Origin of the sequence: Blastococcus haudaquaticus, assembly GCF_900230285.1 — a bacterium.
GTDB classification, from domain to species: domain Bacteria; phylum Actinomycetota; class Actinomycetes; order Mycobacteriales; family Geodermatophilaceae; genus Blastococcus_B; species Blastococcus_B haudaquaticus.
Genome location: NZ_OCNK01000001.1, coordinates 1,144,096 through 1,157,940, shown reverse-complemented (window position 1 = coordinate 1,157,940; position 13,845 = coordinate 1,144,096). Strand labels below are relative to the sequence as shown.

Below are 13,845 nucleotides of genomic sequence, written 5' to 3'. Positions count from 1 at the left end.
CGAGAGGAATCAGCATGGGACTGCTCGACCGGCTCTTCGGCCGCCGCCCCCGACCGGCCGCGGCGCAGCAGCAGGGACCTGGCGGCGCCGGGGGGCAGCTTCCTGACGACCAGGCGATCGCCCGGTACCGCTACCTGTTGCGCACGGCACCGCCCGAGCAGATCGAGCAGGCCCACACCGAGGCGTTCGGCCAGCTCACCGTCGAGCAGCGGCAGCAGGTGCTGGCGCAGCTCGCCGCCGCGGTGCCGGCCGGTGAGCGACCGCGCGACGACGATCCGGCGACCCTCGCCCGGGTCGCCACGCGGGCGGAGATGCGTTCGCCGGGCACCCTCGAACGGGCGCTGGGCGGGTTCGGCCCCGGCGGCCGTGGCGGCTACGGCCCGGGGTACGGCCCGGGCTACGGCGGCGGCTACGGCGGCGGCATGGGCATGGGCATGGGCGGCATGATCGGCGGCAGCCTGCTGGGCACCATCGGTGGACTTGTCATCGGCACGGCGGTCGCCGACGCGCTCTTCGACACCGGCATGGGCGACGGCGGTCTGTTCGGCGGGGGGGACGAGGAGGCCTACGCCGAGGGCTACCAGGACGGGGCCGGCGCCGACGGGACCGACCAGGGAGGCGACCCCGGCGGGGACTACGGCGGCGGTGGGGACCTCGGTGGTGGGGACTACGCAGGCGGCGACTTCGGTGGTGGGGACTACGGAGGCGGCGACTTCGGTGGGGACTTCGGCGGGGACTTCTGAGCCGCCGGGCCGCGGCGGAGCAGGAGGAGCCCGAGAACCGGCAGCACGAGCGGGACGAAGTAGTAGCCGCGCCCGTAGGCCGACCAGACGGTCTCGTCCGGGAAGGCGGCCGGATCGGCCAGGGAGAGCGTCCCGACGGCCAGCACCCCGACCAGCTCGACGGTGATGGCGATCAGCGCCAGGCGGCGGCCCCGTGCGCCGCGAGCCAGGCCCACGGTGGCGACGACGTAGACGGCGGCCGCGAACGCCGACAGCAGGTAGGCGACGGGCGCCTCGTCGAAGCGGGTCGCCAGCTGCACCGCCGCGCGAGCGCCGGCTGCCAGGGCGAACGTGCCGTAGACCGCCACGAGGACCCGGCCCGGACCGGACGCCCCCTGCTCGGCGGGGGCGCCCAGACCCCGGTCGTCACGCACCGGTGACCTCCCAGAGCTGGAGCAGCCGCCAGACCATGACGCCGACGACGGCGCCGGCCACGGCGAGCACCGTGCCGGCCCAGCGCGTGCGTTCGGCGCGCGCCCACAGGGTCCCGGCGACCGGGACCAGGGCGACCCCGATCAGGTAGCTGAGGAAGGTCGGGACGTCCTCCGGCCGCTCACCGCCGGCCAGGGCGACGACGGCGATCACGGTCTGGAGGAGCAGGAGGGCCTCCAGGACGCCGACGGCGACCAGGTGGACGAGGCCGATGCGGCGCCGGGCCAACGTGGACAGGACGCCGAGGACGGCCACCGCCGCGGCAGCCACCGTGATCGTCACGACCAGGGCCGGCGTCACCGGTGCGTCCCCGACGGGGCGGGTCCCCTCGGGACGACGACTGCCACGCCGACATCCTGCCGCCCGGTCCGCCCCGGCCCGGCCCCGGGGGACGGCGCGCACGACCCGGTGGAAGCGCGGCTGAAGCGGTATGGCAGGTTAGCCAAGCCTAAGTAAGGGTGACCTCATACCGTTCGTCAGGAGCACCATGCGCACCTCCCGCCGGCCGCTCGCGGCCCTCGCCCTGCCCCTCGCCGCCGTCCTGGGCCTGTCCGCGTGCGGCGGGGACGCCACGGCGGACGCCGCTGCCGACGAGGGCGGCACCGTCAGCTTCACGTGGGACCGCAACACCGCGGGCGAGGACGAGGAACCCGCGTTCGAGGAGACCACCGTCGAGGTCCCGAAGGACCCCGAGCGGATCGTGGTGTTCGACCTGGCCGCACTCGACACGATCGGTGCGCTCGGCGGCGAGGTCGCGGGCGCCCCGCTGGACTCGGTGCCGGACTACCTGCGGGAGCACCTGGCCGACGACGCCTTCAACGCCGGGACTCTGTTCGAGGCCGACGTCATCGAGATCGAGTCGCAGCAGCCGGACCTGATCGTCATCGGCGGCCGGTCCTCCGCGCTGTACGAGGACCTCAGCGAGATCGCGCCGACCGTCGACCTCAGCCTGCGCGGCTCGTACACCGAGACCCTCGAGCGCAACGCCACGTTCCTGGGTGAGGTGCTGGGCACCGAGGACGAGGCGGCCGCCGCTGTCAGCGAGGTCCAGGAGGGCATCGAGCAGGCACGCGCGGCCACCGCCGACGCCGGCACCGGCCTGGGTCTCATGGTCTCCGGCGGCGAGCTCAGCGCCATGGCCCCGGCCGGCGAGGGCACCGACGCCCGCGGCGCCCGCGGCGGGCTGATCTACGACGCGTTCGGCGTGCAGCCGGTCGTCGACGACATCGAGGCCGCCACGCACGGGGAGCCCGTCTCCTTCGAGTTCCTGCTCGAGACCGACCCCGACTACCTGTGGGTGGTCGACCGCGACGCCGCGACCGGGGAGGCGGGGGCCCAGGCGGCGGAGGCCGTCCTCGACAACGAGATCGTCCGGCAGACGACGGCCCACCGGAACGACCAGATCGTCTACCTCGACCCGGTGGCCTGGTACGTCGTGTTCGGTGGCATCCAGACCACGCAGATCATGATCGACGACGTCCTGCAGATCACCGGGTGAGCGACGCGCCTCCGGCCGCACGCCGCTCCTGGCAGCAGTGACGGCGCTCGACCGCTCCCCGACGAGCACCCCCGTCCCTCAGCGGCCCCGCCGCAGGGGGGTGGGGGTGCTCGTCGGTGTCCTCCTCGTGGCCCTCGCGGGCGCCAGCCTGTTCGTCGGCGTCTCCGACGTGTCCCCGGCCGCGCTGCTGGCCGGGGGGTCGCAGAGCGACGCGGCCTTCCTCCTCGTCGCCAGCCGGATCCCGCGCACGGTCGCGGTGCTGCTCGTCGGCGCCTCCCTGGGCATCGCCGGCCTGATCATGCAGATGCTGGTGCGCAACAAGTTCGTGGAACCCGGGACCACCGGCGTCACCGAGTTCGCGACCCTCGGGATGCTGGTGACGATGGTCTTCTTCCCGGGCCTGGCCGTCGTCGGGAAGATGGGCGTCGCGGCGGCCTTCGGGCTGTTCGGGACCTGGGTGTTCCTGCGGGTGGTGCGCTTCGTCCCGGTGCGTCAGCTCGTGCTCGTCCCCCTCGTCGGCATCATGCTGGGCGGGGTGGTCGCGGCCGTGACGACCTTCTTCGCCTACCGGCTCGACCTGCTCCAGTCGCTCGGGCAGTGGGCGCAGGGCAGCTTCGCCACCGTCATGCAGGGCCGGTACGAGTTCCTGTGGATCGCCGGCCTCATGGTGGTGGTCGCCTGGGTGGCCGCGGACCGGTTCAGCGTCATCGGCCTCGGCGAGGAGTTCGCGACCAACCTGGGTCTGGACTACCGCCGGGTCGTCGCCGTCGGCATGGTGGTCATCGCCGTCATCACCGCGGCAGTGCTCGTGACCGCGGGGATCGTCCCGTTCCTCGGGCTCGTCGTGCCGAACGTCGTGAGCCTGGTGATCGGCGACAACGTCCGCCGCTCGATCCCGTGGGTCGCCGGTACCGGTGCCGTCTTCGTGCTCGCCTGCGACATCGTCGCCCGCGTCGTGCGCTTCCCCTACGAGATCCCGCTGTCGGTCGTCGTCGGCGTCATCGGCGCCGTCCTGTTCCTCTGGCTCCTCCTGCGGAGCGGCAGTCGTGCTCACTGACCCCGCCACCACGACCGCCGCGCCCGCGGGGAGCGCTGTCCGCACCCGGCTCGCCGCATCGTGGGCCCGGCCGGCGGTCCGGCTCTCCGCGCTCGGCGCCGTCGTGCTGGCCCTCGTCGTGACCTACCTGTTCACCGGCGTCCCCGGCTCGCTGGCCTTCGCGCTGGAGATCCGCGGCCGCACCGTCCTGGCGATGTTCGTCGTCGCCACGGCGGTCGGGGTGTCCACGGTGGTCTTCCAGACGATCACGCAGAACCGCATCCTCACGCCGTCGATCATGGGGTTCGACGCGTTCTACGTGCTGATCTCCACGGTCCTCGTGTTCTTCTCGGGCTCGGCGGCGTTCCTCGCGGCCGACGCCCTCGCCCTGTGGCTGGTCCAGGTCGTCGTGATGGTGGCCTTCAGCGTGCTGCTCTTCACCTGGCTCTTCGGCGGCCGGCGGCGGTCGATCCACCTCATGCTGCTGGTGGGCATCGTGCTGGGCACGTTCTTCCGCAGCTTCGCCGAGTGGATGCAGCGGATGCTCGACCCGCTGGACTTCCAGGTGCTGTCCGACGCGCTGTTCGCCTCCCTCACCCGCCCCGACGGGACGCTGCTGGCGCTGACCGGAACGCTCGTCGTCCTCGCCACGGCCGCCGTCGTGCCGCTGCTGCGCACGCTCGACGTCCTCGCCCTGGGCGAGCCGGCCGCGGTGGGTCTCGGGGTGGACCACCGGCGCGTCGTGCTGGCCCTCTTCGCGGCCGTGTCGGTGATGATCGCCGCCTCGACCGCGCTGGTGGGGCCGATCCTGTTCCTCGGTCTCGTCGTCGCCAACCTGGCCTACTCCTACGCCGGGTCCTTCCGCCACGTGTGGACGCTGCCCGCCGCCGTGCTCATCGGGGTGGTCTGCCTGCTCGGCGGCCAGCTGGTGCTGGAGCGGGTGTTCTCCTTCGGCGGCACGCTGTCCACGGTGATCGACTTCGCCGGCGGCCTGTTCTTCCTGTACCTCGTCCTGCGGAAGGGGGCGCGGTGATCGCGCTCGAGAACGTCACCAAGCGCTACGGCAGGCAGGCGGTGGTCGACGACCTCTCCATCGAGTTCGGCGCGGAGGGCGTGACCGCCCTCATCGGCCCGAACGGGGCGGGGAAGTCGACGCTGTTCGGCCTCGTCGGCCGGCTGATCCGGCCCGACGCCGGGCGTCTGGCGGTGGACGGCATGGACGTGGCGACGACGCCGTCGAGCGAGCTGGCGAAGGTCCTCGCGGTGCTGCGGCAGGACAACCACGTGGCGGCGCGCCTGACCGTCCACGACCTGGTGGAGTTCGGCCGGTTCCCGCACTCCCGTGGCCGGCTCACCGGAGTGGACCGCGACCACATCGACCGCGCGATCGACTACCTCGACCTCGACGGCTTCCGGAGCCGCTTCCTCGACGAGCTCTCGGGCGGGCAGCGCCAGCGGGCCTTCATCGCCATGGTGCTGGCCCAGGACACCAAGTACGTGCTGCTCGACGAACCGCTCAACAACCTGGACCTGCGGCACATGACCGAGATCCTGCGGCTGATCCGCCGGACGGCCGACGAGCTCGGCAAGCGGGTCGTCCTCGTGCTGCACGACATCAACGCCGCGGCGAGCTACGCCGACCGCATCGTCGCGATGCGCGAGGGCCGCGTCGTCGCGGACGGGCCTGCGCGCGACGTCATGCGCCCCAGCGTGCTGGAGGCCGTCTACGACACGGCCGTCGACGTCCGCGAGATCGACGGACGGCCCGTCGCCGTCCACTACGGCTGATCCGGACGCCGCGGGGTGCCTCAGCGGTGGACCGTGGACATGTCCGGGTAGCGGTCCCCGGCGGCAGCGCCCCGCGGTGCCGCCTCGTCGAGCCGGGCGAGGTCCTCGTCGGTGAGCGCGACGTCGGCCGCCGCCGCGTTCTCCTCCAGGTATCGCACCCGCTTGGTACCCGGGATCGGCACGATCGGCGGATGGCCGGGGACATCGCTCTGCGCCATCACCCACGCCAGGGCGAGCTGGCTCGCGGTGACGTCCTTCTCGCGGGCGATCTCCCGCACCCGGTCGACCAGCTGCAGGTTCTGCTCGAAGGCCGCGCCCTGGAAGCGCGGGTTGCGGCGCCGGAAGTCGTCGGGTGCCAGGTCGTCGATGCTCCGGATCTCGCCGGAGAGAAACCCGCGGCCGATCGGTGAATACGCGACGAAGCCGATGCCCAGTTCGGCGCAGGTGGCCAGCACCCCGTCGTCCTCCGGGTCCCGGGTCCACAGCGAGTACTCCGTCTGCACCGCGGTGACCGCCTGCACGGCATGCGCCCTGCGGATGGTCTCGGGAGCGGCCTCCGAGATGCCGGCGTACCGGATTTTCCCGGCGGCCACCAGCTCTCCGAGCGCACCCCAGGTGTCCTCGATCGGGACCGAGGTGTCCACCCGGTGCTGGTAGTACAGGTCGATGACGTCGACACCGAGCCGCTGGAGCGAGGCGTCGCAGGCCCGGCGCACGTAGTCGGGCTCCCCGTTGATGCGGACGAAGCTGCCGTCCTCGCGCCGCTCGTTGCCGAACTTGGTGGCCAGCACCACCTCCTCACGCCGGCCGGCGATCGCCTGGCCGACGAGCCGCTCGTTGGTGAACGGCCCGTACATGTCGGCGGTGTCGAGGAACGTGACGCCCAGGTCGAGGGCGCGGTGGATGGTCCGCTCGGCCTCCTGCTGGTCGCCGGTGCCGTAGAACTCGCTCATCCCCATGCAACCCAGGCCCTCGGCCGGAACGGTCAGGCTGCCCAGATCGCGTGTGCGCATGAGCGCCACGTGCCCCGCCCGGCCGGCAGCCAACCGCCGGGAAGTTCTCCCTACCGACGGGTAACCGGCGGCCGGTCGCGTCGTTGGGACAGCGCACACACCGCTGTGACCCGCGAGGAGTGCCGATGAACCGGTCGTTGTCCCCGACGAGACTGCGTCGAACCCTCGCCGCGGGAGGGCTGTCCGTCATCACGGCGGCGGTCCTCGCAGCCCCGGCCCAGGCAGCCCCGGCCGATCCGCCGCCCGCGCCGGTCCAGGACTTCCTGGCCGAGCAGCTCGGCACGCTTCCCGGCGGCGTCCCGACGACGGTCCTGGTGCACGGCACCGACGTCGCGGCCGCCCGTGCCGCGGTCGAGGCCACCGGGATGTCGGCGGTGACGGAGTTCGAGCGGATCGGCGTCGTCGTGGCGTCCGGCACCACGGACCAGATCGAGTCCGCGCGGACCGAGCCCGGCGTCACCTACCTCGAGGGCAACACCCCGATCGCGTTCGCGCAGGAGACCTCCAACGCCGCCACCCGCGGAGCCGAGGCGGTCTCGACCCTCACCGGTGCGAACGGCCGGGCGCTGGACGGCAGCGGCGTGTCGGTGGCGGTCATCGACTCGGGTGTCGACCCGACGCACCCGTACTTCCGCGACGCCGACGGCAGCAGCGCGGTGGTGGCGAACCTCAAGAGCGTCTGTCTCGTCGAGTCCGACCCCACGACCGACTGCGTGCTCCGCGTCCCGGGCTCCCTGGACACCGACACCGTCTCCGGCGGCGGTCACGGGACGCACGTGAGCGGGATCGTCGCCGGCCGGCCCACGTCGCTCGCCGACGGTGGGGAGCTCACCGGCGCCGCACCCGGCGCGAGCATCGTGTCCATCTCCACCGGCGCGGTGCTGCTGATCGTCGGGGCCGACTCGGCGCTCAACTGGGTGCTGGAGAACCATGAGGCGCCCTGTGGCGCCGGGGTTCCCGCCGACGTCTGCCCCCCGATCAAGGTCACCAACAACTCCTACGGCCCCACCGGTGGCGGGGAGTTCGACCCGAACTCGGCGACGGTGAAGCTGCAGCGCGCCCTGGCCGACGAGGGCGTCGTCACGGTGTGGGCCGCCGGCAACGACGGCGGCGACGGCTCGGCGTCGCTGACCAACCCGCCCGGCCAGGACCCCACCGGCGGCATCCTCTCGGTCGCGTCCTACTTCGACCAGGACAGCGGCACCCGGGACGGCGTCGTCAGCGAGTACTCCTCCCGCGGCGCGGCCGCCGATCCCACCACCTGGCCGGACCTCGCAGCACCGGGCGAGAACATCACGTCGTCCTGCCGGCTCTACCTGCCGATCTGCGCCACCGGACTGGACCCGCGCCACGGCCCGGGGTTGCTCGACGTCGGCACGTTCAACACGATCAGCGGGACGTCGATGGCCGCCCCGCACGTCGCCGGCATCGTCGCCCAGCTCTTCCAGGCCGACCCGTCGGCCACCCCGGCCGAGATCGAGGCGGCGCTCAAGGCGACCACCCACCGGTTCACCGACGGTGCGCCGTACACCTCCGTCGGGGACTACGCCACGTCCTACGACAAGGGCACCGGCCTGGTCGACGTCGTCGCGGCGGTGGCCCGGCTGTAGAAGGACCCCCTGCCCCCCACCACTCGCACGCTCGCGGCGGGCCCCTGCAGGCCGGCCGGTTCCACGTGGAACAGCGGCCCGGGGCGGGCGTGAACTGCGCCACCCCGGGCCGACCTCGCGTCGCGGGCCGCCCCGGAGGGGAGTTAGATCGTTCGGCATGTGCGGCCTCTGCGGCGAGATCACGTTCGACGGGTCCATGGCCGACACGACCGCGGTCGCCCGCATGGTCGAGTCCCTGGTCCCCCGCGGCCCGGACGGCCAGGGGTCGTGGAGCAACGGGCGGGTGGCTTTCGGTCACCGCCGGCTGTCGGTCATCGACCTCTCCACCTGCGGCTCCCAGCCGATGGTGGACAACGACCTCGGCCTGACGGCGGTCTTCAACGGCTGCATCTACGACTACCAGGAGCTGCGCGCCGAGCTCGAGGGCCACGGCTACCGCTTCTTCTCGCACAGCGACACCGAGGTGATCCTCAAGGGATACGCCCACTGGGGCCCCGACGTCGTCTCGCACCTGCACGGCATGTTCGCGTTCGTGATCCACGAGCGGGACACCGGCCGGACCGTCATGGCCCGCGACCGGCTCGGGATCAAGCCGCTCTACCTCGCGGAGACGCCCGGGAAGCGCCTGCGGTTCGCCTCCACCCTGCCGGCGCTGCTCAAGGCTGGCGATGTCGACACCTCGATCGACCCCGTCGCGCTGCACCACTACCTGTCCTGGCACGCCGTCGTCCCGGCGCCGCGCACGATCCTCAACGGCGTCCGGAAGCTGCCGCCGGCCACGCTGCGGATCATCGAGCCCGACGGCACCAGCCGCGAGGAGCGGTACTGGAACGCCACCTACGAGCGCCGCCCCGAGCACGCGAACTGGTCGGCCCGCGACTGGGAGGACGCCGTCGAGGAGGCCCTCCGGGTCGCCGTCCGGCGTCGCCTGGTCTCCGACATCCCCGTCGGCGTGCTGCTCTCCGGCGGCCTGGACTCCAGCCTGATCGTGGGCCTGCTGGCCCAGGAGGGGCAGCGCGACCTGGCGACGTACTCGATCGGCTTCGAGTCCGTCGGCGGCCGCGAGGGCGACGAGTTCGCCTACTCCGACGTCATCGCCGAGCATTTCGGCACGAACCACCACCGGATCCGGGTCACCTCCGACGAGCTGTCGGCCGCGCTCGGGCACGCCATCGGGGCCATGGCCGAGCCGATGGTCAGCCACGACGTCGTCGCGTTCGACCTGCTCAGCGAGCGGGTGAGCGAGACCATCCGGGTCGTCCAGTCGGGCCAGGGCGCCGACGAGGTGTTCGCCGGCTACCACTGGTACCCGCCGCTGGCGGGCGTCGGCCGCGAGGAGGCCGTGGAGAAGTACGCGAAGGCGTTCTTCGACCGCGACCACGCGCAGCTGCGCTCGGTCGTCTCCGACCGGTACGCGCTCGCCGAGGACCCGAGCCTGGCGTTCGTCCGCGACCACATGTCACGGTCGGGGGCCGAGACCGCGGTCGACGCCGCCCTGCGCCTGGACAGCGAGGTGATGCTCGTCGACGACCCGGTCAAGCGGGTGGACAACATGTCCATGGCGTGGGGGCTGGAGGCCCGTGTGCCGTTCCTCGACCACGACCTGGTCGAGCTCGCCGCACTCTGCCCGCCGGAGCTGAAGCTCGCCGACGGGGGCAAGGGCATCCTCAAGGCGATCGGGCGACGGATCATCCCGCCGGAGGTCATCGACCGGCCCAAGGGCTACTTCCCGGTGCCGGCGATCACGCACCTCGAGGGCAAGGTGCTCGGCCTGGTGCGCGACGCCCTGGCGTCGGACGCGGCCCGTGACCGCGGGCTGTTCCGCCCGGAGTACGTGGACGCCCTGCTCGCGGACCCGAACAGCGAGCTGACGCCGCTGCGGGGCAACAAGCTGTGGCAGCTGGGGCTGCTCGAGCTGTGGCTGCAGAGTCATGCGGTCTGAGAGCGGCGGTCGGCGGAGGTCCGGGTGACGCCGCTCCGCGTCGCCGGGCACCGGCGTCGCGAGCACGGCCAGCCGGCCCCGTCGCTGACCAGCCGGTCGTGGCACGAGCCGACCGCGCACGAGATCGAGGGCATGGGGACCGACGTCGTCCTCGACCTCGGCTGGGGTCAGCTGGTCTTCGGCCAGACCTTCCGCGAGCTCAGCGGCATCGTGGCGGCCCTGCGCGGTGAGGAGACCGGGCGCCGCGACATCTGCGTCTACCCGCGCGACCCGCAGGTGCTCGTCGGGATGGCGCCCGACGAGCTGTTCATCGACCCGTCGCTGACCTACCGGCTCGACCTGCACCGCTACCGCCCCCGCCCCGACGTGATCCGGGGCGTGTTCGTGCGGACGGTGACGTCGGCGGCGGAGATGGACCAGATCAACGATCTCTACGCCCGCAACGGCATGGTCGCCGCGGATGCCGCGACGATGTGGGCCAACCACCGCACCCGTACCTTCACCTACCTCGTCGCCGAGGACACCCGCACCGGGAAGATCGTCGGCACCGTGACCGGCGTGGACCACGAGCTCGCCTTCGGGGACCCCGAGGGGGGAACCAGCCTGTGGTGCCTGGTGGCGGACAAGCAGGACGCGCCGCCGGGGACCGGTGAGGCCCTCGTTCGTGTCCTGGTCGAGCGCTACGTCGGACGCAGCCGGGCCTACCTCGACCTGTCGGTCATGCACGACAACACCCCGGCGATCACGCTCTACCGCAAGCTGGGTTTCGTGCGGGTCCCCGCCGTCTGCGTCAAGCGCAAGAACCCGATCAACACGGCGCTGTTCGCCTCGCGGCCGCCGGGCCTGGAGAAGCTCAACCCCTACGCGCTGATCATCGCCGAGGAGGCGTTGCGGCGGGGGATCCGCGTCGAGGTCACCGACGCGGACTGGGGGGAGATGCGGCTGACGGTCGGCGGGCGCACGATCCTCACCCGCGAGTCGCTGTCGGAGTTCACCAGCGCAGTGGCGATGAGCCGCTGCGACGACAAGCGCGTCACCCGGCGGATCATGCGGCGAGCCGGCGTCCGGGTGGCCCGCGGGGCGCTCGCGGGCGACGGCGACCTCGAGGACGCGGCGGCCCTGCTGCGGGACGTCGGTGCGGTGGTGGTCAAGCCGGCGCGAGGCGAGCAGGGGCGCGGCATCACCGTGGGCGTCACGGACGAGGCCGGACTGGGGAAGGCCGTCGCGTACGCGCTGCAGTTCTGCCCGGACGTGCTCGTCGAGGAGCTGGTCCAGGGCGACGACCTGCGGGTGGTCGTGATCGACCGGCAGGTCGTCGCGGCGGCGGTCCGGCGTCCGGCCGAGGTGGTCGGCGACGGGCGCAACCCGGTCGTGGACCTGGTGAAGGCGACCAGCCGGCGCCGGGAGCGGGCCACCGGCGGCGAGTCCAGCATCCCGCTGGACGACACGACCGCCGAGGTGGTGGCCGAGGCGGGCTACGCGATGGACGACGTCCCGCCGAACGGGGAACGCGTCCCGGTGCGGCGGACGGCGAACCTGCACACCGGGGGCACCATCGAGGACGTCACCGCCCGCCTGCATCCCACGATCGCCGAGGCGGCCGTGCGTGCCGCCGAGGCGCTGGGGATCCCGGTCACGGGCATCGACTTCCTCGTGCCGGCGGTGGACGGGCCGGACTACGTGTTCATCGAGGCCAACGAACGCCCGGGGCTGGCCAACCACGAGCCGCAGCCGGTCGCCGAGCGCTTCGTCGACCTGCTCTTCCCCGAGACCCGCCGCCGTTAGGCCCCGTCCAGGGGCCCGCCCCGAGCTTGCGAGGGGTGGGGAGGACGGGGTCCTTTCTCGAGTTCGGCGCGGATCTCGGCGTCGTGCTGCCCGGGCTGCGGCACCGACCCGACGCTGCCGGGAGTGACCGAGAACCGGGGTGCGACGTCAGGCTGGACGACGCCGTCGACCTCCGTGAACACGCCGCGCTCCCGGTTGTGCTGGTCCTGCGTGGCCTCCAGCAGTGACCAGACGGGCGCGACGCACGCGTCCGTGCCGGCGAAGACCGTCCACCACTCGTCGCGCGTGCGGGCGGCGAAGGCCGCGGTGAACCGGTCGCGGAGGGCACCCCACTGGCGCGGGTCGTTGCGGTCGGGCAGCGACTCGTCGCCGGCCAGCCCCAGGCCGTCGAGCAGCGCGGCGTAGAACTGCTCCTCCAGCGCCCCGACCGCGAGGAACTGCCCGTCGGCGCAGCGGTACACGTCGTAGAACGGCGCACCGGTGTCCAGCAGGTTCCTGCCGCGCCGGTCGGTCCAGACGCCGGCGTCGAGCATCCCGTGGATCATCGTCGTGAGGACGGCGGTCCCGTCGACGATCGCCGCGTCCACCACCTGCCCCTCCCCCGTGGCCCGCGCGTGCACCAGCGCCGCCACGGCCCCGAGCGCGAGGAACACTCCCCCACCGCCGAAGTCGCCCAGCAGGTTCAGCGGCGGCGCCGGGCGCTCGCCGGGCCGGCCGGACGCCCCCAGGGCTCCGGTGAGCGCGATGTAGCCGATGTCGTGCCCGGCCGAGCTCGCCAGCGGGCCGGTCTGACCCCAGCCGGTCATCCGGCCGTAGACCAGCGACGGCTTCAGGGCCAGCAGCTCGTCCGGTCCCAGGCCCAGGCGCTCCATGACCCCGGGCCGGAACCCCTCGAGGAGGACGTCGGCCCGCTCCACCAGCGCCCGGACGACGGCCAGGTCGTCGGCGTCCTTGAGGTCCAGGGCGATCGAGCGCTTGCCGCGGTCGAGCAGGGAGGTGGCACCGAGCGCGCCGATCAGTCCGCCACGGCTCCCCCGCCGGTCGATGCGGACGACGTCGGCGCCCAGGTCGGCCAGCAGCATGCCGCAGAACGGGCCCGGCCCCAGCCCCGCGAACTCGACGACCCGTACGCCCTGCAGCGGTCCCACGGCGACACCTCCCGTGCCCGGGGTCGCGCCCGTGCGACCCTTCTGCGCGCATGCTGCCGTACACGGCGCAACGGCCGGCCGGGGAGGGCAGCACGTGGCCTATCTACTCGCGGCCCTGGGCGGTGCCCTCGGCGCGCTGGCCCGTTGGGCGTTGGCGGAGGCGCTCCCCTCCCCCGGCGGCTGGCCCTGGGCCACCCTCCTGGTGAACCTCACCGGCTGCCTGCTCATCGGTGCCCTGCTCGCCGTCCTCACCGCCCGCGAGCCCGAGCCGTCCTGGGCCCGGCCGTTCCTCGGCGTCGGCATCCTGGGCGGCTACACCACCTACTCGACCTTCGCGGTGGAGGTCGTCGACCTGGTGGAGCGCGGGCACATCGCACTGGCCGCCGGCTACGTGCTGGTGTCCGTCGTGGGCGGTGTCCTGGCGGTGGCGCTCGGGGCCCTCACGGCGCGGCGGGTCGCCCGGTGATCCCGGTGCTCGTCGTCCTCGGGGCGGCCGTGGGGACGCCGCTGCGGCTGCTCGCGACCCGGCTGGCCGCCCGCTCGGGCGATCCGGCGCTCGGCACCCTGGCGGTCAACGTCGCCGGCAGCGCGCTGCTCGGCGTCCTGCTCGGCCTGTCCGACGTCTCCCCCGCGGTGCTCGCGCTCGTCGGCACCGGCTTCTGCGGAGCACTGACGACGTTCTCGGCCTTCGGTGCCGACGTCGTCCGGATACTGGAGGAGCGCGCGCTCGGACGCGCGGTCGGCTACCTGGCGGCGACGTTGGTGCTGGGTCTCGGTGCTGCGGCAGCCGGGTACGCAGTGGCCGGATAGG

The 13,845-nt window shown here is 73.1% G+C and carries 14 protein-coding genes; 10 read left to right on the top strand and 4 right to left on the bottom strand.

Features of this window, described 5'->3' with window-relative positions; genetic code table 11:
* Positions 1-14 precede the first annotated feature (14 nt).
* Complete coding sequence (locus CRP30_RS05660) at positions 15-743, top strand: hypothetical protein (RefSeq protein WP_097182887.1); 729 nt, start codon at positions 15-17, stop codon at positions 741-743.
* Here the strand turns inward: CRP30_RS05660 and CRP30_RS05655 are convergent.
* Positions 698-1,156 carry a hypothetical protein gene (locus CRP30_RS05655; RefSeq protein WP_235003225.1) on the bottom strand — a complete coding sequence of 153 codons (459 nt, stop codon included), beginning with the start codon at positions 1,154-1,156 and terminating at the stop codon, positions 698-700. The two genes, CRP30_RS05660 and CRP30_RS05655, sit on opposite strands and share 46 nt — an antisense overlap.
* Positions 1,149-1,514 carry a hypothetical protein gene (locus CRP30_RS05650; RefSeq protein WP_097182886.1) on the bottom strand — a complete coding sequence of 122 codons (366 nt, stop codon included), beginning with the start codon at positions 1,512-1,514 and terminating at the stop codon, positions 1,149-1,151. Before CRP30_RS05650 ends, CRP30_RS05655 begins: the two co-directional genes overlap by 8 nt.
* 187 nt (positions 1,515-1,701) lie before the next feature.
* Between CRP30_RS05650 and CRP30_RS05645 the strand changes: the two genes are divergently transcribed.
* From CRP30_RS05645 to CRP30_RS05630, 4 genes are all read left to right on the top strand, one after another.
* On the top strand, positions 1,702-2,712 hold the full coding sequence (locus CRP30_RS05645; protein ID WP_097182885.1) for a siderophore ABC transporter substrate-binding protein: 1,011 nt from the start codon (positions 1,702-1,704) through the stop codon (positions 2,710-2,712).
* A gap of 106 nt (positions 2,713-2,818) precedes the next feature.
* Positions 2,819-3,769 carry an ABC transporter permease gene (locus CRP30_RS05640; RefSeq protein ID WP_235003186.1) on the top strand — a complete coding sequence of 317 codons (951 nt, stop codon included), beginning with the start codon at positions 2,819-2,821 and terminating at the stop codon, positions 3,767-3,769.
* Entirely contained in the window at positions 3,759-4,781 is a 1,023-nt protein-coding gene (locus CRP30_RS05635; RefSeq protein ID WP_097182883.1) for an iron chelate uptake ABC transporter family permease subunit, read from the top strand. Before CRP30_RS05640 ends, CRP30_RS05635 begins: the two co-directional genes overlap by 11 nt.
* Positions 4,778-5,536, top strand: a complete 759-nt coding sequence (locus tag CRP30_RS05630) for an iron ABC transporter ATP-binding protein (RefSeq protein WP_097182882.1) — start codon at positions 4,778-4,780, stop codon at positions 5,534-5,536. Before CRP30_RS05635 ends, CRP30_RS05630 begins: the two co-directional genes overlap by 4 nt.
* Positions 5,537-5,556: 20 nt before the next feature.
* Here CRP30_RS05630 and CRP30_RS05625 read toward each other — a convergent pair whose 3' ends face one another.
* Positions 5,557-6,549: an aldo/keto reductase gene (locus CRP30_RS05625; protein ID WP_097182881.1), complete on the bottom strand. Its 993-nt coding sequence runs from the start codon at positions 6,547-6,549 to the stop codon at positions 5,557-5,559.
* A 125-nt stretch (positions 6,550-6,674) separates the two neighbouring features.
* Between CRP30_RS05625 and CRP30_RS05620 the strand changes: the two genes are divergently transcribed.
* The 3 genes from CRP30_RS05620 (at position 6,675) to ngg (ending at position 11,886) form a co-directional block, all read left to right on the top strand.
* Positions 6,675-8,159 carry a S8 family serine peptidase gene (locus tag CRP30_RS05620; protein ID WP_097182880.1) on the top strand — a complete coding sequence of 495 codons (1,485 nt, stop codon included), beginning with the start codon at positions 6,675-6,677 and terminating at the stop codon, positions 8,157-8,159.
* 157 nt (positions 8,160-8,316) lie between these two features.
* Complete coding sequence (locus CRP30_RS05615; protein WP_097182879.1) at positions 8,317-10,101, top strand: N-acetylglutaminylglutamine amidotransferase; 1,785 nt, start codon at positions 8,317-8,319, stop codon at positions 10,099-10,101.
* A 24-nt stretch (positions 10,102-10,125) separates the two neighbouring features.
* Positions 10,126-11,886, top strand: coding sequence for an N-acetylglutaminylglutamine synthetase (gene ngg / locus CRP30_RS05610; RefSeq protein ID WP_200814557.1), 1,761 nt, complete (start codon positions 10,126-10,128; stop codon positions 11,884-11,886).
* Here the strand turns inward: ngg and CRP30_RS05605 are convergent.
* Positions 11,883-13,034, bottom strand: a complete 1,152-nt coding sequence (locus tag CRP30_RS05605) for a CaiB/BaiF CoA transferase family protein (protein WP_200814556.1) — start codon at positions 13,032-13,034, stop codon at positions 11,883-11,885. The two genes, ngg and CRP30_RS05605, sit on opposite strands and share 4 nt — an antisense overlap.
* Before the next feature lie 94 nt (positions 13,035-13,128).
* Here CRP30_RS05605 and crcB point away from each other — a divergent pair, with 94 nt between their 5' ends.
* Entirely contained in the window at positions 13,129-13,500 is a 372-nt protein-coding gene (crcB, locus tag CRP30_RS05600; RefSeq protein ID WP_097182878.1) for a fluoride efflux transporter CrcB, read from the top strand.
* Entirely contained in the window at positions 13,497-13,844 is a 348-nt protein-coding gene (locus CRP30_RS05595) for a fluoride efflux transporter FluC (RefSeq protein ID WP_097182877.1), read from the top strand. The genes crcB and CRP30_RS05595 overlap by 4 nt, the downstream gene beginning before the upstream one ends.
* Position 13,845: the final 1 nt, after the last annotated feature.

Coding starts and splice junctions, on each gene's coding strand:
- CRP30_RS05615 (WP_097182879.1), top strand. CDS start 8,317: ATGTGCGGCCTCTGCGGCGAGATCACGTTCGACGGGTCCATGGCCGAC.
- CRP30_RS05660 (WP_097182887.1), top strand. CDS start 15: ATGGGACTGCTCGACCGGCTCTTCGGCCGCCGCCCCCGACCGGCCGCG.
- CRP30_RS05645 (WP_097182885.1), top strand. CDS start 1,702: ATGCGCACCTCCCGCCGGCCGCTCGCGGCCCTCGCCCTGCCCCTCGCC.
- CRP30_RS05620 (WP_097182880.1), top strand. CDS start 6,675: ATGAACCGGTCGTTGTCCCCGACGAGACTGCGTCGAACCCTCGCCGCG.
- CRP30_RS05625 (WP_097182881.1), bottom strand. CDS start 6,549: ATGCGCACACGCGATCTGGGCAGCCTGACCGTTCCGGCCGAGGGCCTG.